8 protein-coding genes, 1 tRNA gene, 1 other RNA gene and 9 pseudogenes are annotated in these 21,957 nt (G+C 72.3%); 4 read left to right on the top strand and 15 right to left on the bottom strand.

The window, feature by feature from the left end:
• Positions 1-252 precede the first annotated feature (252 nt).
• From DEJ15_RS13670 to ffs, 7 genes and pseudogenes are all read right to left on the bottom strand, one after another.
• Positions 253-1,424: pseudogene (locus DEJ15_RS13670) on the bottom strand (Rv2578c family radical SAM protein).
• Between the two features lie 47 nt (positions 1,425-1,471).
• Positions 1,472-2,907 (bottom strand): annotated as a pseudogene (locus tag DEJ15_RS13675) (malate:quinone oxidoreductase).
• 203 nt (positions 2,908-3,110) lie between these two features.
• A pseudogene (locus DEJ15_RS13680) lies at positions 3,111-4,170 on the bottom strand (aspartate-semialdehyde dehydrogenase).
• A 19-nt stretch (positions 4,171-4,189) separates the two neighbouring features.
• Complete coding sequence (locus DEJ15_RS13685) at positions 4,190-5,455, bottom strand: aspartate kinase (RefSeq protein WP_110824600.1); 1,266 nt, start codon at positions 5,453-5,455, stop codon at positions 4,190-4,192.
• Positions 5,456-5,572: 117 nt separating this feature from the next.
• Positions 5,573-6,172, bottom strand: coding sequence for a recombination mediator RecR (gene recR / locus DEJ15_RS13690; protein WP_110824601.1), 600 nt, complete (start codon positions 6,170-6,172; stop codon positions 5,573-5,575).
• Between the two features lie 1,533 nt (positions 6,173-7,705).
• Positions 7,706-9,140 (bottom strand): annotated as a pseudogene (locus tag DEJ15_RS13695) (DNA polymerase III subunit gamma and tau); the annotation flags it as partial.
• A 194-nt stretch (positions 9,141-9,334) separates the two neighbouring features.
• An RNA gene (ffs, locus tag DEJ15_RS13700) (signal recognition particle sRNA small type) lies at positions 9,335-9,432 on the bottom strand.
• Positions 9,433-9,469: 37 nt separating this feature from the next.
• Here ffs and DEJ15_RS13705 point away from each other — a divergent pair.
• Positions 9,470-10,069: an NAD(P)H-binding protein gene (locus DEJ15_RS13705; RefSeq protein ID WP_284175140.1), complete on the top strand. Its 600-nt coding sequence runs from the start codon at positions 9,470-9,472 to the stop codon at positions 10,067-10,069.
• A gap of 172 nt (positions 10,070-10,241) precedes the next feature.
• Here the strand turns inward: DEJ15_RS13705 and DEJ15_RS19660 are convergent.
• Positions 10,242-11,440, bottom strand: a pseudogene (locus tag DEJ15_RS19660) (acetate/propionate family kinase).
• A pseudogene (gene pta / locus DEJ15_RS13715) lies at positions 11,437-13,568 on the bottom strand (phosphate acetyltransferase). Before pta ends, DEJ15_RS19660 begins: the two co-directional pseudogenes overlap by 4 nt.
• Before the next feature lie 147 nt (positions 13,569-13,715).
• On the opposite strand from pta, the gene DEJ15_RS13720 reads away from it, so the two are divergent.
• Positions 13,716-13,802, top strand: a tRNA-Ser gene (locus DEJ15_RS13720).
• A 383-nt stretch (positions 13,803-14,185) separates the two neighbouring features.
• Positions 14,186-14,827 carry a hypothetical protein gene (locus DEJ15_RS13725; protein ID WP_110824606.1) on the top strand — a complete coding sequence of 214 codons (642 nt, stop codon included), beginning with the start codon at positions 14,186-14,188 and terminating at the stop codon, positions 14,825-14,827.
• Positions 14,828-14,848: 21 nt separating this feature from the next.
• Here DEJ15_RS13725 and DEJ15_RS13730 read toward each other — a convergent pair whose 3' ends face one another.
• Complete coding sequence (locus DEJ15_RS13730) at positions 14,849-16,105, bottom strand: multidrug effflux MFS transporter (RefSeq protein WP_110824607.1); 1,257 nt, start codon at positions 16,103-16,105, stop codon at positions 14,849-14,851.
• A 477-nt stretch (positions 16,106-16,582) separates the two neighbouring features.
• On the opposite strand from DEJ15_RS13730, the gene DEJ15_RS13735 reads away from it, so the two are divergent.
• Positions 16,583-16,990: a hypothetical protein gene (locus DEJ15_RS13735; protein WP_284175141.1), complete on the top strand. Its 408-nt coding sequence runs from the start codon at positions 16,583-16,585 to the stop codon at positions 16,988-16,990.
• 128 nt (positions 16,991-17,118) lie between these two features.
• Here DEJ15_RS13735 and DEJ15_RS13740 read toward each other — a convergent pair whose 3' ends face one another.
• The 5 genes and pseudogenes from DEJ15_RS13740 to DEJ15_RS13755 all read right to left on the bottom strand — a co-directional run bounded on the left by DEJ15_RS13740 (position 17,119) and on the right by DEJ15_RS13755 (position 21,954).
• Positions 17,119-17,709: a substrate-binding domain-containing protein gene (locus DEJ15_RS13740; RefSeq protein ID WP_181419561.1), complete on the bottom strand. Its 591-nt coding sequence runs from the start codon at positions 17,707-17,709 to the stop codon at positions 17,119-17,121.
• A 28-nt stretch (positions 17,710-17,737) separates the two neighbouring features.
• Complete coding sequence (locus DEJ15_RS18740) at positions 17,738-18,202, bottom strand: MFS transporter (protein WP_349814897.1); 465 nt, start codon at positions 18,200-18,202, stop codon at positions 17,738-17,740.
• A pseudogene (locus tag DEJ15_RS18745) lies at positions 18,186-19,076 on the bottom strand (MFS transporter); the annotation flags it as partial. The pseudogene DEJ15_RS18745 and the gene DEJ15_RS18740, both read right to left, overlap by 17 nt.
• A 163-nt stretch (positions 19,077-19,239) precedes the next feature.
• Positions 19,240-20,387, bottom strand: a pseudogene (locus DEJ15_RS13750) (cystathionine gamma-synthase).
• 201 nt (positions 20,388-20,588) lie between these two features.
• Positions 20,589-21,954 (bottom strand): annotated as a pseudogene (locus DEJ15_RS13755) (cystathionine beta-synthase).
• Positions 21,955-21,957: the final 3 nt, after the last annotated feature.

Raw genomic sequence — 21,957 nt, forward strand, 5'->3', positions numbered from 1 at the left:
CGAGTGCTCACCGCCGCGTCAGACCGTGGGGTGGTCCGTCAGCGGCGGGGGGCGCCGTCTTCGATCCAACCACGATGGGTGCTGGTGTGTACCCCGATCAGATCGCCAGGCGGCGGACTCGTCCATGGTAACGGCGACCACCGACGGGCCACTGTCCCCCCGGAAGCGGGATCGACGATCAGAAGAGACGCGGTTCCGCCGTGCGGACCGCACCCGTCTCGCGGACCGCACCCGTCGGACGGGTCGCCTCCGTCAGCCGGGTCGGGCCCGTCGGCCGACCCGCCCCCCGCCGAGGCCGGGGCAGAAGCGGCCACACCGGGGGGCCCCGGCGCCCGGGCCGAGCCCGTTCGACGGCCGGTACTCGGCGCGGTGGGCGTACCCGGGGTCCGCGCGCTTGAGCGGCGACTGGTCCGACGTCCGGGGCACGGCGTCGTCCGAGAACCCCATCGATCCGGTCGCCGGGTCGACCTTCCCCAGGGACAGGCCGTGCTCGTGCAGGATCGGCCGGACCCGCTCGGCCAACCAGCGCCGGTAGTCCTTCGGCGCGTACGTGTTGTCGAGGTACATGGCCCGGTAGCGCCCCACGAGGTCGGGGTGCGTCCGGCCCAGCCACTCGTACCACCACGGCTTGATGCCGGGCTTGAGGTGCAGCGCCGAGTACATCAGGCTCGTCGCACCGGAGGCAGCCGCGCGCCCGACCGCGTCCTGCAGGTGCGCCCGCGTGTCCGTGATGTACGGCAGGACCGGCATGAGGAACACCGAGCAGTCGAGCCCGGCGTCGCGGACCGCCCGTACCGTGGCCAGGCGTGCAGAGGTCGTCGGGGTGCCGGGCTCGACGGACTGCTGCAGGTCGTCGTCGTACACCGCGATGGACATCGCGATGTCGACCGGGACGGACTTCGCGGCTTCGACCAGGAGCGGGATGTCCCGTCGGAGCAGACTGCCCTTGGTGAGGATGCTGAAGGGCGTGCCGGAGTCGGCCAGGGCGCGGATGATCCCGGGCATGAGCCGGTACCGTCCCTCTGCGCGCTGGTACGGGTCGGTGTTCGTGCCGAGGGCGACCGGGTGCCGGTCCCAGCTCGGCTTCGCGAGTTCCCGAGTGAGCACGTCGGCGACGTTCGTCTTCACGACGATCTGCTGGTCGAAGTCCGCCCCGCCGTCGAACTCCAGGTAGGTGTGGGTCGGACGGGCGAAGCAGTACACGCAGGCATGACTGCAGCCGCGGTAGGGGTTGATCGTCCACCCCCCACGTGCCGCCGTCCGCTCCCCCCGACCTTGTTCAGCGCGGACTTCGCCAGGACCTCGTGGAAGGTCACCCCGACGAACTCAGGGGTCGTCACGCTCCGGACGAACCCGCTGTTCGACTCGAGTCCGGGGAGCATGTCGCTCCGCTCGGCCGTGATCGCCTGCCCGTCCCAACGCATGCTCCCATTCGAACACATGTTCGAACGAGGTGCAAGGAGGGGGGACGTCAGCGGTGCAGGCCCAGCACCGCCGCCGTACGGTCCAGCGTGGCGCTCGCCAGGGCCGCGTCGTCGCCGAGGTCCTGACCGTACGTCGGCACCATCTCACGCACCGACGCCTGCCAGCCGTCCCACCGGTCCGGGAAGCACCGCTGCAGCAGCCCGAGCATGATCGGGACCGCGGTGGACGCTCCCGGGGGAGGCACCGAGCAGGCCGGCGATCGACCCGTCCCCGGACGTGATGACCTGCGTGCCGAACTGCAGGACACCGCCCTTCTCGGGGTCCGGCTTGATGACCTGCACCCGCTGCCCCGCGGTGATGCGGTGCCAGTGCTCCGGCCGCGCGCTCGGCATGAACTCGCGGAGCGCGTCGAACTTCGTGCGCTTCGAGGCCAGGAGCTGCCCGACCAGGTACTTCACCAGGTCGAAGTTGGAGAACGCGACCGCGAGCATCGGACGGAGGTTGTGCGGGCGGATCGACGTGAACAGGTCGAGCACCGACCCCTGCTTGAGGAACTTCGGGCTGAACCCCGCGTACGGTCCGAACATGAGCGACGCCTGCCCGTCGACGATGCGGGTGTCCAGGTGCGGCACCGACATCGGCGGAGCCCCCCACGCTCGCCTTGCCGTAGACCTTCGCCGCGTGCTTCTGCACCACCTCCGGGTCGTCGGTGCGCAGGAACTCGCCGGACACCGGGAAGCCGCCGTAGCCGCGGATCTCCGGGATGCCGGACTTCTGCAGCAGCTGCAGCGCCCCGCCGCCGGCACCGACGAACACGAACTTCGCCGCGATGCGCTGCTTCGAGCGACCGACCTCGTTGCGGACGTCGAGCACCCAGCCGTCGGAGACCTTCGAGCGGGCGATCTTCGTCACGCGGTGCGACGGTTCGAACTGCAGGCCGTCGATCTCGAGCTGGTCGAAGAGCTGCCGGGTGAGGGACCCGAAGTCGACGTCGGAGCCCGCCGCCGAGTACGTCGCCGCGATCGGCTGGTCCTTCTTGCGCCCCGGGATGAGGGCCGGTGCCCACTTCCGGATCTGCTCGGCGTCCTCGCTGTACTCGAGCCCGGCGAAGAGCGGGTGGTCCTTCATGGCGTCGTAGCGCGCGCGCATGTACGCGACGTTGTCCGCGCCCCACACGAAGGAGATGTGCGGCGTCGGGTTGATGAAGCTCGTCGGGTCGGGCAACGTCCCGTCCTCGACCAGGTGCGACCAGAACTGCCGGGACACCTGGAACTGCTCGTTGACCGTCACGGCCTTCGCGATGTCCACGCGGCCGTCGGGGAGCTCGGGCGTGTAGTTGAGCTCGCAGAGCGCCGAGTGGCCCGTCCCGGCGTTGTTCCACGGGTTGGAGGACTCCTGCGCCGCGCTGCCCAGCCGCTCGTACACGCGGATCGTCCAGTCCGGCTCGAGCCGGTGGATGATCGCGGCGAGCGTGGCGCTCATGATCCCTCCGCCGACGAGGACGACATCGATGGGGTCCACCTGCTTCACTGCCACCCGTCGAGCCTACCGCCGCTGCCTGTCCGACGACGGGAGGCGCGGTACCAGCCGGCACCGTCCCTCCAGGCACGGCCGTCGCGCCGTTGGCGCGTCCCGCCGGTACCGGCCGGCGGGGCCCACCTCCCGTCCGTCGTGCGGCCGTCGGGTCAGACGGTGACCGTCCGCTTGGCGACCACCGTCTCGGCGATCTGGACCGCGTTGAGCGCGGCGCCCTTCCGGAGGTTGTCGTTGCTGACGAAGAGCGCCAGGCCGCGTCCCTCGGGCGCGGACTGGTCGGCACGGATGCGTCCGACGAAGGACGGGTCCTGCCCGGCCGCCTGCAGCGGCGTCGGGACGTCGGAGAGCTCGACGCCGGGGGGCGGCGGCGAGCACCTCGGTCGCGCGCTCCGGCGACAGCGGACGGTCGAACTCGGCGTTCACCGAGATCGAGTGGCCGGTGAACACGGGGACACGGACGCAGGTGCCGGCGACCAGCAGGTCCGGCAGGTCGAGGATCTTCCGGCTCTCGTTGCGGAGCTTCTTCTCCTCGTCGGTCTCGCCCTCGCCGTCCTCGACGATGCTGCCCGCGAGCGGGACCACGTCGAAGGCGATCGGCCGGACGTACTTCGCCGGTTCCGGGAAGGTGACGGCGGACCCGTCGTGGGTCAGCGCCGCGGTGTCCTGCTCGAGCGCCGCGCGGGCCTGGCCGAGCAGTTCCTCGACCCCGGCCAGGCCACTGCCGGACACGGCCTGGTACGTCGTGGCGACGAGGCGACGGAGGCCGGCCTCGGTGTCGAGCACCTTGAGGACCGGCATGATCGCCATCGTCGTGCAGTTCGGGTTGGCGATGATGCCCTTCTCGGCGTCGTCGATCGCCTCCGGGTTCACCTCGCTGACCACGAGCGGGACCTGCGGGTCCATCCGCCACGCGCTGGAGTTGTCGATGACCAGGGCGCCGGCGGCGGCGAAGCGCGGGGCGAGGGAGCGCGATGCGGTCGCGCCCGCGGAGAACAGGGCGATGTCGATGCCGGACGGGTCGGCCGTCTCGGAGTCCTCGACGACGATCTCTTCGCCGCGGAAGGGCAGCGTCGTGCCGGCCGAACGGGCGCTGGCGAAGAACCGGACCGTGGTGGCCGGGAAGTCGCGCTCCTCGAGCAGCCGACGCATCACGGCGCCGACCTGTCCGGTGGCGCCGACGACGGCGACGGTGAGCTGGGTGTCGGTCATGGTCGTGCTCCTGCTCGGTTCAGCGGCCGGTGCCGGCGTAGACGACGGCCTCGTTGTCGGCGTCCAGCCCGAACGCCTCGTGCACGACGCGCATCGCCTCGTTGAGGGTGTCGGCACGGGTCACGACCGAGATGCGGATCTCGGAGGTCGAGATCATCTCGATGTTGATGGACGCGTCGTGCAGGGCCCGGAAGAGCTGCGCCGAGACACCCGCGTTGGTCCGCATGCCGGCACCGACCAGTGCGAGCTTGCCGATCTGGTCGTCGTACTGGATGCCCTCGTACCCGATGTCGGACTTGGACACCTCGAGCGCGGTGAGGACGCTCTGCCCCTGGTCCTTCGGCAGCGTGAACGAGATGTCGGTCCGCCCCGTCGAGGCCGCCGACACGTTCTGCACGATCATGTCGATGTTCGCCCCGGCGCGCGCCACGATCGTGAAGATCTCGGCTGCCTTCCCGGGCTGGTCGGGCACCCCGACGACGGTGATCTTGCCCTCGGAGAGGTCTCCGGCGATGCCGGTGATGATCGGTTCTTCCACGGTTTCCCCCTCGGCAGGGTTGTAGACGATGGTGCCCTCGACGTTGCTGAACGAGGAACGGACGTGCAGGGTGACGCCGTGCCGTCGGGCGTACTCGACGGCGCGGATGTAGAGGACCTTCGCGCCGGACGCCGCGAGCTCGAGCATCTCCTCGGTCGTGACGCGGTCGATCTTCCGGGCCTTCGGGACGATCCGCGGATCGGCGGTGAAGATGCCGTCGACGTCGGTGTAGATCTCGCAGACGTCGGCGTCGAGCGCGGCGGCGAGGGCGACGGCGGTCGTGTCCGAACCACCGCGTCCGAGCGTCGTGATCTCACCGGTGGTCCGGTTGAAGCCCTGGAAGCCCGCGACGATCGCGACGTGGCCGGCGTCGAGCGCCTCACGCACCCGCTTCGGCGTGACGTCCACGATGCGGGCCTTGCCGTGCTGCGCGTCGGTGAGCATGCCCGCCTGGCTGCCCGTGTACGACGAGGCCTCGACGCCGAGGCTCTTGATCGCCATCGCCAGGAGCGCCATCGAGATGCGCTCGCCCGCGGTCAGGAGCATGTCGAGCTCCCGCCCGGCCGGGATCGGGGTGACCTCGTGCGCCAGGTCGACGAGTTCGTCGGTGGTGTCCCCCATCGCGGACACCGCCACGACGACGTCGTTGCCGGCCTTCTTCGTCTCGACGATGCGCTTCGCGACGCGCTTGATGCTCTCGGCATCCGCGACGGACGAACCACCGAACTTCTGCACGATCAAGGCCACGGGCACGCACTCCTGGGGACGGTTCACCGCGACGTCACGCGGCTCGACGATCGTAGCCGGTGTTCCTCGGATGTTGCGTCGGAGCGGGTCGCGACGCAACGATCCCGCGCGGTCGGATCAGCCGCCGACGACCCGTCGACCCTCGAACGCGCGGCCGAGCGTCACCTCGTCGGCGTACTCCAGGTCACCACCGACCGGCAGGCCGGACGCCAGGCGGGTCGTCCGGATGCCCATCGGCACGAGGAGGCGGCTGAGGTACGTCGCTGTCGCCTCGCCCTCGAGGTTCGGGTCGGTGGCGATGATGACCTCGTCCACGGTCCCGTCCGCGAGCCGCACCATGAGCTGCTGGATGCGCAGGTCGTCCGGGCCGACGCCGTCGATCGGGCTGATCGCACCGCCGAGCACGTGGTAGAGCCCGCGGAACTCCCGCGTGCGCTCGATCGCCGCGACGTCCTTGGCCTCCTCGACCACGCAGATCGTGCTCGGCGACCGACGTGGGTCGCGGCAGATGCTGCACCGGACGTTCTCGGTGACGTTGCCGCACACCTCGCAGAACCGGACCTTCTCCTTCACCGTGCCGAGGAGCTTGGACAGCCGTGTCGGGTCGAAGGACTCGGTCTGCAGGATGTGGAACGCGATGCGCTGTGCCGACTTCGGCCCGATGCCGGGCAGACGCCCGAACTCGTCGATGAGGTCCTGCACGATGCCGTCGTACATCAGACACCCCCCCTCGGTCAGCGACGTCTCCTCGATGAACTGCGCGCCGAGGATCTCACGCACGACGGCCTCGCCGTAGCGCCCGGGCACGGCGGTCCGGCGGACACCGGACTGGTTGCCGGCGGCCTGCTGCCCCTGCTGCGCGGTGGGCTGCTGCTGGCCACCGGACGGTTGCGCGGTCCGCGGCGGCGCCGACTGCTGACGCGGAGCGGTCTGCTGCTGCGGAGCCATCTGCCGTTGCGGAGCCGTCTGCGCCGGACGACCACCACCCGGACCGGGGTCCGGGTGCGGCGCACCGTCGTCGAACGGCTCGTCGTCGAGCGGGTAGTCGTCGACCGGTACGGCATCCGAGGGGACGCCGGCTGCGGTCCGGGGTGCGTCTCGGCCGGGAGGCCCGCCCTGCGTGACCGCGTCGGCACGGATCGCCTGGTCGTCGCTCCCGGTTCGGGCAGGTGCACCGACCGGACCCGAGGCGGCGAGAGCAGCGGCCGGCGCCGGCTGCGGCGCCGTCCGCTCGGCCGGCGCGACGGCTGCGTCGGCGGGCACGGTACCGAAGGGGGCGGCCCACGACGGCTCGATGTCCTCGGGGACGGCACCGGCCGTCGGGTCCGAGGCGGGGATGGTCGCGACGGCCCACTCCGTTACCGGGCCGGCGTCCTGCTGAGCGGCGTCCCGCGGCTCGGCGTCCTGCCGGGCAGTGGTGTCCCGCTGCGGGGCGGTGCGCTCCGTCGGCCGGCCCTCCGAGCGGTCGACGGCCGGTGTCGAGCCGGAGCCCGACGGACGGTCCGCCGTCGTGCCCTGGCGGGCAGCGGGTCGCGATCCGGCGGACGGCGCCGAGGCACCGGCGCTCGGCGTCTCCTGCTGGGCGCGCGACACCGCTGCGCCGCTCGGGCCGCCCTGTCGGTCGGGCGCCGCCTGCGCCGGAGCGTCCTGCGTCCGGGCGGACTGCGCCGGAGCTGCCTGGCGCGCCTCGGCTCGCCCCGCACCGGCCTGGGGAGCAGCCTGCGTCCGAGCCGCCTGCGCCGGAGCAGCCTGCGTCGGCCCGGCCTGCGTCGGCGGGCTCGGCGGTCGCGTCGCACCGGCCCCGGCAGCACCGCCTCCGGGCCCGCGGGCGACGAACTTCACCCGGAAGCCGAGCACGTCGTTGATCGCGGCACGCAGGTGCTCGCTGACGCTCGTGTTCGGGTCGCTCATCTCCTTGAACGACGCCACGTCCTGCTGGCTCGGGAAGGTCAGCGTGAGGACGTCGTCCTTGAGCGCGGTGACCTGCGCCGTCGCGACGACCGCCCACGCGGAGCGCTTGGCCCGTTGGACGTGCTCGACGATCTGCGGCCAGGTGTCGCGCATCTGCTGGAGGCCGACCGGGGTGACCGACCGCACGGCCGGCTCGTCACCGATCACGGTGCCGACACCGGTGGACGACGGCGACGCCTGGCCATCGCTGGTCTGCGGGGACGGGGACGCCGCCGGCGCAGGAGTGCTCTCGGGGACGGCGGCAGCCCACGAGGCCGCCGCGCTCCGGGCGGCGTCGACGGTCGGGGCTGGCGGCGACCCGGCCTGCTCGGACGTCCCTGCGGCAGGGGCGGACCCGGCGACCGGAGCGGTCGTGCTGGTCGTCGAACCGGGGGGCCGCCGACACGGGTGCCGACGTCGCGGGTGCCGCCGGTACCTGCGCGGCCGTCGTCGCCGGTGTCGGCGTGGTCGGCGCGGCCGTCGCCGGCCGGGCGGGAACAGCAGCAGGTGCGACGGCGGCAGGAGCGGCCGTCGGCAGCTCCGCCGGTCCGGCCTGGTGGCCCCCGGCGTCGCCGACGCCGACGCGACGCTCGAGCCGTTCGACACGTGCGAGCGCACCGCGCTGGGTGTCGTCGGACTCCGGCACGAGCATGCGCGCGACCATGAGTTCGAGGTGCAGTCGCGGCGAGGTCGCCCCGGTCATCTCGGTGAGCGCACGGTTGGCGATGTCGGCTCCGCGGGACAGCGCCGTCGCGCCGAACACCCCGGCCTGCCGGGACATGGTGTCGAGCTCCTCGGGCGAGACGCCGCGCAGCACGGCGCCCGCGCTCTCGTTCGTGGCCGCGACGACGATCAGGTCGCGGAGGCGTTCGAGCAGGTCCTCGACGAAGCGCCGCGGGTCCTGTCCGGTCTGCACGACGCGGTCGATCGCCGAGAACGCCGATGCCGGGTCGGCCACGGCGAGCGCGTCGACGACGTCGTCGAGCAGTGCGGCGTCGGTGTACCCGAGGAGCGCGACGGCCCGTTCGTAGGCGATCGCACCGTCCTCGCTGCCGGCCATCAGCTGGTCGAGCAGGGACAGGGTGTCGCGCACGGACCCGCCGCCGGCGCGCACGACGAGCGGCAGCACGCCCGGCGCGACCGACACCGACTCCTGCGCGCACAGCTGCTCGATGTACTCGAGCATCGTCGCGGGCGGGACCAACCGGAACGGGTAGTGGTGGGTGCGCGAGCGGATGGTGCCGATGACCTTCTCGGGTTCGGTCGTCGCGAAGATGAACTTCACGTGCTCCGGCGGCTCCTCGACGAGCTTGAGCAGGGCGTTGAAGCCCTGCGGCGTCACCATGTGCGCTTCGTCGAGGATGAAGATCTTGTAGCGGTCGCGAGCGGGCGCGAAGACCGCACGGTCGCGGAGGTCGCGGGCGTCGTCGACGCCGTTGTGGCTCGCGGCGTCGATCTCGATGACGTCGAGCGATCCCCCGCCGCCGCGGGCGAGTTCGACGCAGCTGGGGCAGACGCCGCAGGGTGTGTCGGTCGGGCCCTCGGCGCAGTTCAGGCAGCGCGCGAGGATGCGCGCCGAGGTGGTCTTGCCGCAGCCGCGCGGCCCGCTGAACAGGTACGCGTGGTTGACGCGGTTCGTCCGGAGCGCCGTGCGGAGGGGGTCCGTCACCTGCGACTGCCCGATGAGTTCGGCGAAGTTCTCGGGCCGGTAACGGCGATACAGGGCGGTGACCACGCGACCAGGGTAGTCGGCACCGCCGACACCTCGGCACCGCTCTCCACAGCCCCGGAAGACGAAGAAGACTCCTCACGCACGGAACCGGCACAGCCCCGGTTCCCCCCGCAACGCCGCCCCAGGAAATGAAGAAGACCCCTCACGCACGGAACCGGCACAGCCCCGGTTCCCCCCGCAACGCCGCCCCAGGAAATGAAGAAGACTCCTCACGCACCCGCCAGAGCCCGGTTACCCTTGCTGCGTTTCCGCCCTGGGGGGAGTTGGCCTGGATGGCGTCACGTGAGGAGCCGCTGAACACTCTACCGGACGCGAGGAGCAGCATCGAACGCATGAAGATCGCCATCGCCGGAGGCCACGGGCAGATCGCCCTGATCCTCGAACGCCTCATCACCGAAGCCGGCCACGACGCCGTCGGCATCGTCCGCAACCCAGCACACGTCGCCGACGTCGAACAGACGGGCGCGAAGGCGCTCGTCGCCGACCTCGAGCAGCTGTCGGAGGAGGACCTCGCCCTCCGCCTCCGCGGCTTCGACGCGGTGGTCTTCGCCGCCGGTGCCGGGCCGAACAGCGGCGCCGAGCGGAAGCTCTCGGTCGACCGGGACGCGGCCGTGCTGCTCGCGGAGGCCGCGGTGCGCCTCGACATCGACCGCTACGTGATGATCTCGGCGATGGGCGCCGACTCGTACGACCCCGAGGCCGCGAGGTTGCCCGCCGAGGACGAGGACGGCGTCTTCCAGGTCTACCTCCGCGCGAAGGCGGAGGCGGACGCCAACGTCCGGATGCGCCGGTTCCGGTGGACGATCGTCCGTCCCGGCGCCCTGCTCGACACCCCGCCGCAGGGCACTGTCTCGGTCGGCAGGACGGTGCCGCGTGGCTCGATCCCCCCGCGCCGACGTGGCGGCGGTGGTCCTGCACGCGCTCCTCGATGACAGCGCGGTGGGCCAGCAGTTCGAGGTCACGAGCGGGGACACGCCCATCCCGGCGGCCCTGCACGCGCTCGGCTGACCGAGCCGACCCGACGACGGCCAGGAGGCCCACCACCGGACCGGTGGACGGGCCTCCTGGCCGTCCGCTGCGGACGCTGCTGAGGCCGGCCGCGCCTCAGAGCGCGACGGCCGCCGACTGCCGGGCGATCTCGAGTTCCTCGTTCGTGGGGATGACGAGGACGGCGACGCGGGACGCGTCCGTGGAGATCCGACGTGCCTCCTTCGAGTGGAGTTCGTTGCGGTCCGGGTCGACCTCGATGCCGAGGTGTTCGAGACCGGCCAGCACACGACGCCGGAGCAGCGCGTTGTTCTCCCCCCACACCCGCGGTGAAGACGACCGCGTCCAGCCCGCCGAGCTGCGCGGTGTACGCGCCGACGTAGCGACGGATCCGGTGCCGGTACACGGCGAGCGCCGCCTCGGCCGTCTCGTCGCCCTTCGTCGCGGCGTCCTGCACGTCGCGCATGTCACCGCTGCCGGTCAGGCCGAGCAGACCGGACCGCTTGTTGAGCATCGTGTCGAGGTCCTCGAACGACATGCCGGCTTCGCGGTGCAGGTGCACGAGCACGGCGGGGTCGAGGTCGCCCGAGCGGGTGCCCATGACGAGACCCTCGAGCGGGGTGAGACCCATCGACGTCTCGATCGACCTCCCGCCGTCGATCGCCGCGGCGGACGCCCCGTTGCCGAGGTGCAGCACGATCGTCTTCAACTCGGACAACGGCCGGTCCAGGAACACCGCGACCTGCTCGGACACGTACTTGTGGCTCGTGCCGTGCATGCCGTAGCGGCGGATCTGGTACTGCTCGGCCAGGTCGGCGGGGATCGCGTAGGTGTAGGCGTGCGGCGGCATGGTCTGGTGGAACGCGGTGTCGAAGACCGCCACGTGCGGGACGTCCGAGAACACCTGCTTCGCGGCCCGGATCCCCTCGAGGTTGGCCGGGTTGTGGAGCGGTGCGAGGCTCGACAGGTCGTCGATCTGCTGCTCGACCTCGTCGGTGACGACCGTGGCGGCGTCGAAGCGGGTGCCGCCGTGCACGACGCGGTGCCCGACGACGGCCGGCGGGTGCTCGTCGAAGGACGGGCCGACCTTCCGGAAGGCGTCGATCATCGCCTGGAAGCCGGCGGCGTGGTCGGGCACCTCGGCGCTGTCGTTCGACGAGGTCTCCCCCCGTCAGCGCGTTCGTGTGCTTCCACGAGCCGGTCGACTCGCCGATCCGTTCGACCAGGCCGGAGGCGAGGGTGCGCTCGTCCTCGAGTTCGACCAGCTGGTACTTGAACGAACTCGAGCCGGAGTTGACGACGAGTGCTGCGCTCACGAGGGGTCACCTTCTGTGCGGGGTGCGGGGGCCGCGGTGCCGGCCTGGATGGCGGTGATCGCGACCGTGTTCACGATGTCGCTGACGAGGGCCCCGCGCGAGAGGTCGTTGATCGGCTTGCGGAGCCCCTGCAGGACGGGACCGACCGCGACGGCGCCGGCGGACCGCTGCACGGCCTTGTACGTGTTGTTGCCCGTGTTGAGGTCGGGGAAGATGAACACCGTCGCCTGACCGGCCACCGGGGAACCCGGCATCTTCGCGCTCGCGACCGTCGGGTCGGCTGCGGCGTCGTACTGGATCGGCCCCTCGACGAGCAGGTCCGGCCGACGCTCCCGCACGAACGCGGTGCCCGCGCGCACCTTGTCCACGTCGGCGCCGGACCCGCTGTCGCCGGTGGAGTAGCTGAGCATCGCGACGCGCGGCTCGATGCCGAACTGCGTCGCGGTCTCGGCGGACGAGATCGCGATGTCCGCGAGCTGCTCGCTCGTCGGATCGGGGATCACCGCGCAGTCGCCGTAGACGAGGACCCGGTCGGCGAGGGCCATGAGGAACACGCTCGACACGATGGAGGTGTCCGGACGGGTCTTGATGATCTCGAACGACGGCCGGATGGTGTGGGCCGTGGTGTGCTTCGCGCCGGAGACCATGCCGTCGGCGAGCCCGAGCTGCACCATCATCGTCCCGAAGTACGACACGTCGGTCACCGTGTCGCGGGCGAGCTCGACGCTCATGCCCTTGTGCGCCCGCAGTGCCGTGTACTCCTGCGCGAACCGCTCGCGGAGCTCGGGGTCGAACGGGGACAGCAGCTGTGCGCCCTCGAGGTCGAGTCCGAGCTCGGTCGCCCGGGCCCGGATCGCGCCCGGGTCGCCGAGGATCGTGAGCGCGCACACCTGGCGCTGCAGGAGCGTGGAGGCCGCGCGGAGGATGCGGTCGTCGTCGCCCTCCGGCAGGACGATGTGCTTCCGGTGCTCGCGGGCCCGGTCGATGAGCCCGTGCTCGAACATGAGCGGTGTGACGACACCCGACGGCGTGAGCTGCAGACGGGCGCGCAGGGCCTCGGCGTCGACGTGCCGCTCGAACAGCGCCAGTGCCAGGTCGGCCTTGCGCGGGGAGTCGGCGGCGAGACGACCACGGGTCTGCGTGATCCGCAGCGCCGTGTCGTACGTGCCCAGGGCGTTCTGCGCGATCGGCAGGGAGCTCGACAGGCCCTCGAGCAGCCGGGAGACCTGCGGGGCGGTCTCGAACCCGCCGTTGAGGATGACGCCGGCCAGGCTCGGGAACGTCTCCGACTGGTTCGCGAGCAGCGTGGCGATGAGGACGTCGTTCCGGTCGCCCGGCACGACGACGATGCCGCCCTCGATGAGCCGCGGCAGGACGTTCTCCATGCTCATGCCGGCGACGACGGTGCCGAGGGCCTCGCGGTCGAGCAGCGCCTCGTCGCCGCGGACGAGCGTCGCGTCGGTGGCCGCGAGGAGCGCACGCACGGTCGGGGCGACCAGGACCGCGTCCTCCGGGATCGCCCACACCGGGGCGTCCGGGTGGTGGTCGTGCACGGCGGTGCTGACGCTCGCGACGATCGCGTCGAGGGCGTCCGGGTCGGCGCGGTTCACGACGACGCCGAGGAGCTGGGCGTGCTCGGCGCGGAGTTCGCTCGTCGTGACGTCGGCGACCTGCGCCATGCCGTCCGCCGATCGGGCCGCGCGCTCCGCCGAGTCGCGCCCGCCGAGCACGAGCAGCACGGGTGCGCCGAGGTTCGCCGCGACCTTGGCGTTGAACGACAGCTCCGTCGGGCTGCCGACGTCGGTGTAGTCGGAGCCGAGGACGACGACGGCGTCACAGCGGCGCTCGACCCCGGCGAAGCGGGTGAGGATGGTGGCGAGCGCGGCGTCCGGGTCCGCGTGCACGTCGTCGTACGTGACACCGACGGCGTCGTCGTAGGGGATGTCGACGCCGGTGTGCTGGAGCAGCAGCTCGAGCACGTAGTCGGGTTCGTCGACCGACCGCGCGACCGGTCGGAAGACCCCCCACACGCCCCACGGTCCGGGCGAGGGTCTCGAGCACCCCCCAGTGCGACGGTGCTCTTGCCGGTGTGTCCTTCTGCTGACGTGATGTAGATGCGGCTCGACACGTGACCCAGGGTAGCCCTCGTCCCCGGACGGACCCGGGGCGCTCGACCTCGGCCGAGGACGGGTCCGACGGAGGCCCGACGGGGGGGTGGTCGTCAGCACCCTCCGGGACCTGTACCATAGGGTGTCGTCACCGCGAGGTGGCGCCCGGAGGATTCGCCTAGTGGCCTATGGCGCACGCTTGGAAAGCGTGTTGGGTGCAAGCCCTCGGGGGGTTCGAATCCCCCCATCCTCCGCACGACGAACCGGAACCCCCCGCCCTGTGCGGGGGGTTCCGTCGTTCCGGGGGTGCACCACCGCGGGCGGTGGCCGTGCCGGGAGGCCCCGGGCGCACCCGCCAGGCCGGTCACGCTGGTCCCGCCGGTTCCGCCGGCGTCGGTCCGGGTGGTCCCGCTGGTCCCACTGGTCCCCCAGGCGGCGGACCCGCGCGCACCCCGTCGCGGACCGACCCTCCGGAAAGCGGCCGACCGCCTGTCCCCGCCGCGACCACTCCCCTATGCTGACCGGACGAGCGCGCCGGAGGGACCCGACGCACTCGACCAGCATCGGACGGCAGGGGCGCCGTCGCGGGCCCGGCGCTCCGCCGCGCCCGTGCACTCCGGGGACGAGGAGACCTGCCGTGGGGGAAACGACGGCGCGAGCGACACCGCTCGACACGAGCACGGCCGAGGAGCTCGTGCGACCGCGGGCGGCACTCGTCCGCTCCACCGGACTGAGCATCGGCTTCTCCGCCCTGCCGATCGCGGTCGCGGTCGTCTGGTCGGCGGTCCCGACGGGACTCGGCGCCGTGGTCGCCGCGGTCGTGCTCCTGCTCGCCGCGGTGGTCGCCGCCGCCTACCTCCGGCTCCGCACCGCGTTCGTCGCGGTCCACCAGGACAGCGTCACGATCCGCGGCGTGCTCACCGGCACCCGGACGGTCGCCCGCTCCCGCGTGCACGACGTCCTGCTCGTCACCCGGCACGGCGCGTCGGCGGAGCGCGCCAGCCGTGACCTCGTCGCGCTCGACCCCGCGGGCGAAGCGCTGTTCCGTGTCCGGGGCGACGTGTGGGGCGACGACGGTGTCGAGCGGCTGGTCGATCGGTTCGACGTCCGGACGGAGCGCCTCCCCGGCACGATGTCGGCCCGGGAGTTCTCCCGTCGCTGGCCCCGGCTCCGCCACTGGTACGAGCGACCTGCGGCGGCGGTGTTGGTCGGCGGAGCGGCCGTGCTGACCGTCGGCGGACTGCTCGTCGCGGAGACGGTCGGCCTCGTCCGGAAGTGACCGCCCGGTCACCGCCCGCCCTCAGTGACTGAGGGCCGGGACCGTCCTCGGACGCACGACGAACCACAGCACGAGGATCGCGACGAACGCGGTCGTCCCCATCACCATGGCCATCGGGGTGGCCGTCGAGATGCCGAGCAGGCCCACGACCGGCGAGATGATCCCGGCGACGCCGAAGTTCAGCGCACCGAGGAGGGACGCCGCGGTGCCGGCCTCCTTGCCGTGCGACGCGAGACCGATCACCTGCACGAGCGGGAACGAGAACCCGCACGCCGCGATGTAGAACCAGAGCGGGACGAGCACGCCGACCAGACCCGCGTCGAGCTGGTCCAGCACGACGATCGCCAGCGCGGCCAGGAAGAGCGTCGCGGTCGAACAGGCCAGGATCCACTGCGGTCCGACGCGCTGCGCCAGCCGCGAGGAGATCTGCACGCCGAGGACGACACCGACCGAGTTCACGGCGAAGAGCAGGCCGTACTGCTGCGCATCGAGGCCGAACACCCCCTGGAACAGGAACGGCGACGCACTGAGGTACGAGAACAACCCGCTGAACACCATCGCACCGATGAGCGCCACCCCGACGAAGATCCGGTCGGAGAACAGCGCGCGGTACCGCTGGCCGATGGTCGAGTGTCCGGCCTCCTGCCGGCGTTCCTTCGGCAGCGTCTCGACGATGAGCAGGATCGAGGCGATGACGACCGCCAGGCCGTAGCAGGCGAGGAACACGAAGATCCCGCGCCACGGGAAGAAGCGGAGCATCTGCGAGCCGATGAGCGGCGCGAGGATCGGGGCCAGCCCGTTCACCATCGCCAGTCGCGACAGCATGCGGACCAGCGGCTTCCCGCCGAACAGGTCACGCACGGTCGCCATCGCGACGACGCCACCGGCCGCGGCGCCCATGCCCTGCAGGACACGGAACAGCGCGAGGACCTCGACGTTCGGCGCGAGGGCGGCGCAGACCGAGGCGGTGACGTGCAGGCTCGTCGCGATGATGAGCGGGAGACGGCGGCCCACCTTGTCGCTCCACGGACCGACCAGGAGCTGCCCGATCGCGAAGCCGATCGTGGTCGCGGTGAGCGTGAGCTGCACCGCGCCGGCGGAGATGCCGAGGTCCCGCTCGAGCGACGGGAACGCCGGCAGGTAGAGGTCGATCGTGAACGGTCCGAGCGCCGTGAGCGCGCCGAGCACGAAGACGTAGACGAGTCGCTGCGCCCGGGTGAGCGAGTCGCCCGGGTGCAGGATGACCTTGAGTGAGCCGGTGGTCGCAGGCGCGGACACGACGAGATCCTCCGAAAGGCAGGCGGTGGGATGGGATCGGCCGCTCGAATCGATTCGGTCCGTTCCATCATGGTACGGGTCGGTGCGACACGACGACAAGCGCGGACGCGGACGTCCGCGCGTACCGGACGCGCGGACCGGACGCGCGGCCGTCGCTCGGCTCCGGTTCCCCCCGGCCGCGAGGCCCGGCGCGCGTCCACACGAGGGTGCGGCGGACCGGTGGCGCGGCCCGACGGTGCGGTAGCGTCGGACTCCCGGCCGAGGTGCGCCGGGAGCACCGCGAACGAGATGGGAGGAGCGTCATGGTCGACGCTCGGATCCTGCACACGACGGCTGCCCTCAAGGAGGCCGTGCTCCGACTCGCTGCCGACCGCCCGGTGTCGCAGATCACGGTCGCGGACGTCACCCGCGCCGCCGGCATCAACCGTGCGACGTTCTACTCGCACGCGGTGTCCCCCCGGGTCGTTGCTCGCCGACGTGCTCACACCCGAACTCGACCGCATCCGTGCCGACGACGCCGAGGCACACCGCGCAGCCGTCGAGCGAGGGGCCGGTCCCGACGAGCTCGCCACCATCACCCGCCGCGGTATCGAGGCCGTCATCGACCACGTGACGGCCCACCGGGACGTCTACGCCCTCGCGCTCCCCGACCCGAACGACGCCTCACTGCACCGTCTGCTGGTCGGGCACTTCACCGTGTCGAGCGCCATGCACATCGACGAGCTCGACCCCGCGGTGAAGCCGGACATCATCGACGAGGTGGCCGCCGGCTTCGTCGCGCAGGGGTTCGTCGGTGCGATCGAGGCGTGGCTCGGCGGTCCTCGACGCTCCCGGAAGGCCCTCGTCGAGACGATCACGCGCTCGTTCCCGGCCTGGTGGCGCTGACCCGTCCCTGTCGCCGGCCCGTCCCCTGGTGGCGCTGCTTGAACGCCCTGGTGGCACGCTGCCCCGCCCCGACGTCGCCGACCGCCCACGGGCCTCCCGGCCCACCGCGCCGGCGGTCGGACACGGCACTACTGCGCGGGGTCGTCCCCGTCCCGCGGCTCCTCGCCGCGCTGCAGTGACGACACCATCGCGACGCTCCGGCTGACGAGGTCGGCCTCCGAGTCCGCGCCGTCGATGCGGTAGTCCGACGCGAGTCCGTCGTTCCCGCCGCCCGAGGACGGCAGGGCACCGCCGAGCGCCACGACCACGACGCCCGCGTCGTGTGCGTCGCGGAGCTCCGTGCGGAGCGCGTCGGGGTCCGCTGCCCGGACGACGAGCGCCTTGGCGCCGGTCCGGACCAGGTCGTGCACGGCCGCCCGCTGTCGGGCGGGCTGGTCGGCCCCCGCGACCCGGACGTCCGGGCGGAACCCGGCCTCGGTGAGTTCCTCGCGGAACCGGGTCGCCAGCGAACGGCCGTCACCGGAGTCGGTCGGCGTCGCCGCGTCAGCCGTCAGCACGACCCCGATCACGGCGTCCTCGGCGAACCCGCCGTCCGAGCTCGTGAGGTCGGTGCTCCGCACCGGCGTCGGAGCCGTCGTGGTCGTCCCGCTGCACCCCGTGAGCACGAGGGCGCCGACCGCCAGCGTGGCGGTCAGCACGACTGCTGCGGTGCGACGCACGGGTCCTCCTCGGTCCGGGTCTGCCAGGCTACCCGCCCGGTGCCTCCGGTGACGGCGACCGCGGCGGCGGTGGGACCGGTCCGAGCCGCCGCACGGCCACGAGCCCGACGAGGGCGACCACCGTCATCGCGGCGAACACGAGCGCGAAGGCCGTCGGCTCCTCCCGGCCGCCCGCGGTGGTGAACAGCAGACCGGCGATCGCCAACCCGACGACGCTGCCGGACGCGTCCGCGATCGTCAGGGCGGAACTGGCGAATCCGTCGTCGCCCTCTCGCGAGAACCGGAGCGTGAGCATCGACGTCCGCGGGTACGCCACCCCCATGCCGGCGCCGCCGACGAACCAGCCGGCGACGAGCACCCACACGGGCAGGTCCACCAGGGCGACCGCGAGCGCGGACAGCAGGCTCACCAGGACGAGCCCCAGTCCGGCGCCGAAGGCCCGTGTGGCCGGGAGGTGCTGCTCCCCCCAGGCGCCCGTGCAACCAGCTCGCACCGGCCCAGCTCAGGGCGGCCACGGTGAGCGCGAGTCCGGCCGCCGAGGGTTCCAGGCCGTGCTGCGCCTGGAGCAGGAAGGGGACGTACGCCTCACTGCCGAAGAACCCGGCGGCGAGGACCCCGCGGAGGAGCACGACCGACGGCAGGCCCGCGCCGCCCGTGAACGTGCGCCGGGGCAGGAGCGGACGGAGCGCCGTCCACGCGCCGACCAGTCCCACCCCGACCGCCACGAAGCGGACGGCGAGGGGCAGGTCGGGAGCGGTGTTGAGCAGGAGCACGGCGGCGGACGCGGCCACCGACCAGGCGATGCGCCGACCCTGCCAGGGCGGTCGGGCCTCCGGTGCGGGCGGCCGCAGGTGCCGCAGCGTCGGGACCAGGCACGCGAACGCGACGACGGCGATCACGAGTGCCCCGGCGAACACCCAGTGCCAGCCCAGGGCGTCGGTCACGATGCCGGCCACCGCCGGTCCGACGAGGGCGGGCACCACCCAGGCGGCCGCGAACCCGGCGAACACCGAGCCGTGCAGGTCGGCCGGGAAGACCCGGGCCACGAGGACGTAGAGCACGACGTCGATCGCACCCGCGCCGAAGCCCTCCACGAGTCGACCGGCCAGGAACACCGGCATAGTCGGAGCGACCATGACGACCGCCGTGCCGATCGCGAACAGGGACGCGGACACCCACGCGACCACCCGCCCGCCCGCGCGGTCCGTCCAGTTCCCGGCGAGGACCATGCCCGGGACACCGGCGGCGAGGGGCGCGGCGAAGCTCAGCGAGTACAGCGTCTCACCATGCAGCTCCTCGGAGATGACCGGCATGATCGTCGTCATCGCCAGGTTCTGGAACGCCGACACCGCGACGATCGCGACCATGCCGATCGTCGCCACGAGGTACCGCGGCGCGAACACGCTCGTCCGGGTCGCCGTCGTGGAGGTCACCCGGTCATCGTAGGACGCCGGGTCCCGCGTCCCGAGGTGCGGGGCCCCGAGGTGCGGGATCCCGAGGACCTCGGTCCCGAGGACCCCGGTTCCGAGGTCAGCGGTCGAGCGCCTGCTGCACGTCCGCGACGAGGTCGCCGGCGTCCTCGATGCCGACCGACAGACGGACGACGTTCTCCGGCACCGCCAGCTCGGTGCCCTTCACCGACGCGTGCGTCATCTCGCTCGGGTAGCCGATGAGCGACTCCACACCGCCCAGCGACTCCGCCAGGGCGAACAGCTCCGTGGACTCGGCGAAGCGCTTGGCCGCCTCGGCACCACCGGTGAGCGCCACCGAGAGCATGCCGCCGAAGCCGCGCATCTGCTTCGCCGCGATGTCGTGGCCGGGGTGCTCCGGCAGGCCCGGGTAGTACACGTGCTCAACCGCCGGGTGCGCGAGCAGCGCCTCGGCGACGGCCTGCGCGTTCGAGGAGTGGCGCTCCATCCGGACGCTGAGCGTCTTGATCCCGCGGATCGTCAGCCAGGCGTCGAACGGCGACGAGATCGCACCGCCGCCGAACTGCACGAACTGCACCGCGTCCGCCAGCTCCCGGTCGCGCAGCACCACGGCGCCGCCGACGACGTCGGAGTGGCCGCCGAGGTACTTCGTCGTCGAGTACACGACCACGTCGGCGCCGAGCGACAGCGGCTGCTGCAGGGCCGGCGAGGCGAAGGTGTTGTCCACGACGACGAGCGCGCCGGCCTCGTGTCCGATCGCGGCGAGGGTCTCGATGTCCGCGATCTTCATGAGCGGGTTCGTCGGCGTCTCGACCCAGAGCACGGTCTTCGCGGGGCTGTCGGCGAGCGCGGCGCGGACCCGGTCCGGCTCGCTCATCTCGACCGTGACGAGCTCGATCCCCCCACGGCACGTGCAGTCGGTTCGCGAGCCGGTGCGTGCCGCCGTAGACGTCGTTGCCCATCACGATCCGTGCTCCCGGCTCCAGGTAGGCACGGAGGAGGGCGTCCTCCCCCCGCCAGCCCGGACGAGAACGAGTAGGCGGCGACGCCACCGTCCAGGTCGGCCAGGAGCGTCTGCAGCGAGTCGCGGGTCGGGTTGCCGGAGCGGGAGTACTCGTACCCGCCGCGCAGGCCGCCGACGCCGTCCTGCACGTAGGTCGAGGTCAGGAACAGCGGCGGGATGACGGCGCCGGTGGCGGCGTCGGGCTCCTGGCCGGCGTGGATGGCGCGGGTGCTGAAGTCGGTCATGTCGCGGGTGCCCCTTCCTGGAGGCTCGGTGCGGTCTGTGTGGTCGTCTCGCTGTGGGTGGGTCGGCGGCGGGCCGGACGGCCGTCGCTCGTGCCCGTGTCGGCGGGGCTCGGCGGTGCGTCGCTCACGTCCGGTACCGGCGCGGCTGACATGGGGCGCCGTCCGTGGTCGGCGACGCGGGCGCGGCGGTGCCGCCCGCCGTCACTCGGAGAGGTAGGTGAGCACGTCGTGGCGCGTCAGCACCGTGACCGGCTTGCCGTCGCCGACGACGAGCAGGGCGTCCGCCGACTCGAGGGCCCGGCGTGCGGCCGACACGGACTCCCCGATCCCGATGAGGGGCAGCGGGTCGCCGACGAACGGGGTGAGCGCATCGGCCATCCCCGCGGCACCGGTGAACACGTGCTCGAGCAACGTCTTCTCCTCGACGGCCCCGACGACCTCGCCCATGACGACGGGCGGTTCGGCGCTCAGGACGGGCATCTGCGAGACGCCGTACTTCGTCATGATGTCGACGACGTCGCGGACGGTGTCCGACGGGTGGGCGTGCACGAGGTCCGGCAGCCGTCCGTCCTTGCCGGCGATGAGGTCGCCGACGCTCCGCTCGTCCTCGGTCTCCGCGAAGCCGTAGGAACGCATCCACCGGTCGTTGAAGATCTTGCCGAGGTACCCGCGGCCGCCGTCCGGCAGCAGCACCACCACGACGTCGTCCTCGGTCAGGTCCTTCGCGGCCCGCAGCGCGGCGACGACGGCCATGCCGCTCGAGCCACCGACGAGCAGACCCTCCTCGCGCGCCAGGCGGCGGGTCATCGCGAACGAGTCCGCGTCCGACACGGCGATGATCTCGTCCGGGACGCCGGCGTCGTAGGCGGCGGGCCAGAAGTCCTCACCGACGCCCTCGACCAGGTAGGGGCGGCCGGTTCCGCCGGAGTACACCGAGCCCTCCGGGTCGGCGCCGATGATGCGGACGCCGCCGTCGGACGCTTCCTTCAGGTAGCGGCCGGTGCCCGAGATCGTGCCGCCGGTGCCGACTCCTGCCACGAAGTGTGTCAGGCGCCCCTCCGTGTCGCGCCAGATCTCCGGCCCGGTCGTCTCGTAGTGGCTGCGCGGACCGTTCGGGTTCGCGTACTGGTTCGGCTTGTACGCGCCGGGGATCTCGCGCACGAGCCGGTCGGACACGGAGTAGTAGGACTCCGGGTCGTCGGGCGCGACGGCGGTCGGCGTCACGACGATCTCGGCGCCGTACGCGGTGAGGACGTTGCGCTTGTCCTCGCCGACCTTGTCCGGGAGGACGAACACGCACCGGTAGCCGCGCTGCTGGGCGACGAGCGCGAGGCCGACGCCGGTGTTCCCCGAGGTGGGCTCGACGATCGTGCCGCCGGGGAGCAGCTCGCCGGATGCCTCGGCCGCGTCGAGGATCCGCGTCGCGATGCGGTCCTTGGCCGAACCACCCGGGTTGAAGGACTCGACCTTCACCAGGACGGTGGCCCGGATCCCCCTCGGTGACACGGTTGAGCTTGACGAGCGGTGTGTCGCCGACGAGGTCGATGACGGAGTTCGCGTAACGCACCAG

The sequence above is a fragment of the Curtobacterium sp. MCJR17_043 genome, assembly GCF_003224315.2.
GTDB lineage: Bacteria > Actinomycetota > Actinomycetes > Actinomycetales > Microbacteriaceae > Curtobacterium.

Bases quoted from the DNA above. Each gene is read 5' to 3' on its own strand.
- recR (WP_110824601.1), bottom strand. From the start codon at position 6,172: ATGTACGACGGCATCGTGCAGGACCTCATCGACGAGTTCGGGCGTCTG.
- DEJ15_RS13705 (WP_284175140.1), top strand. From the start codon at position 9,470: ATGAAGATCGCCATCGCCGGAGGCCACGGGCAGATCGCCCTGATCCTC.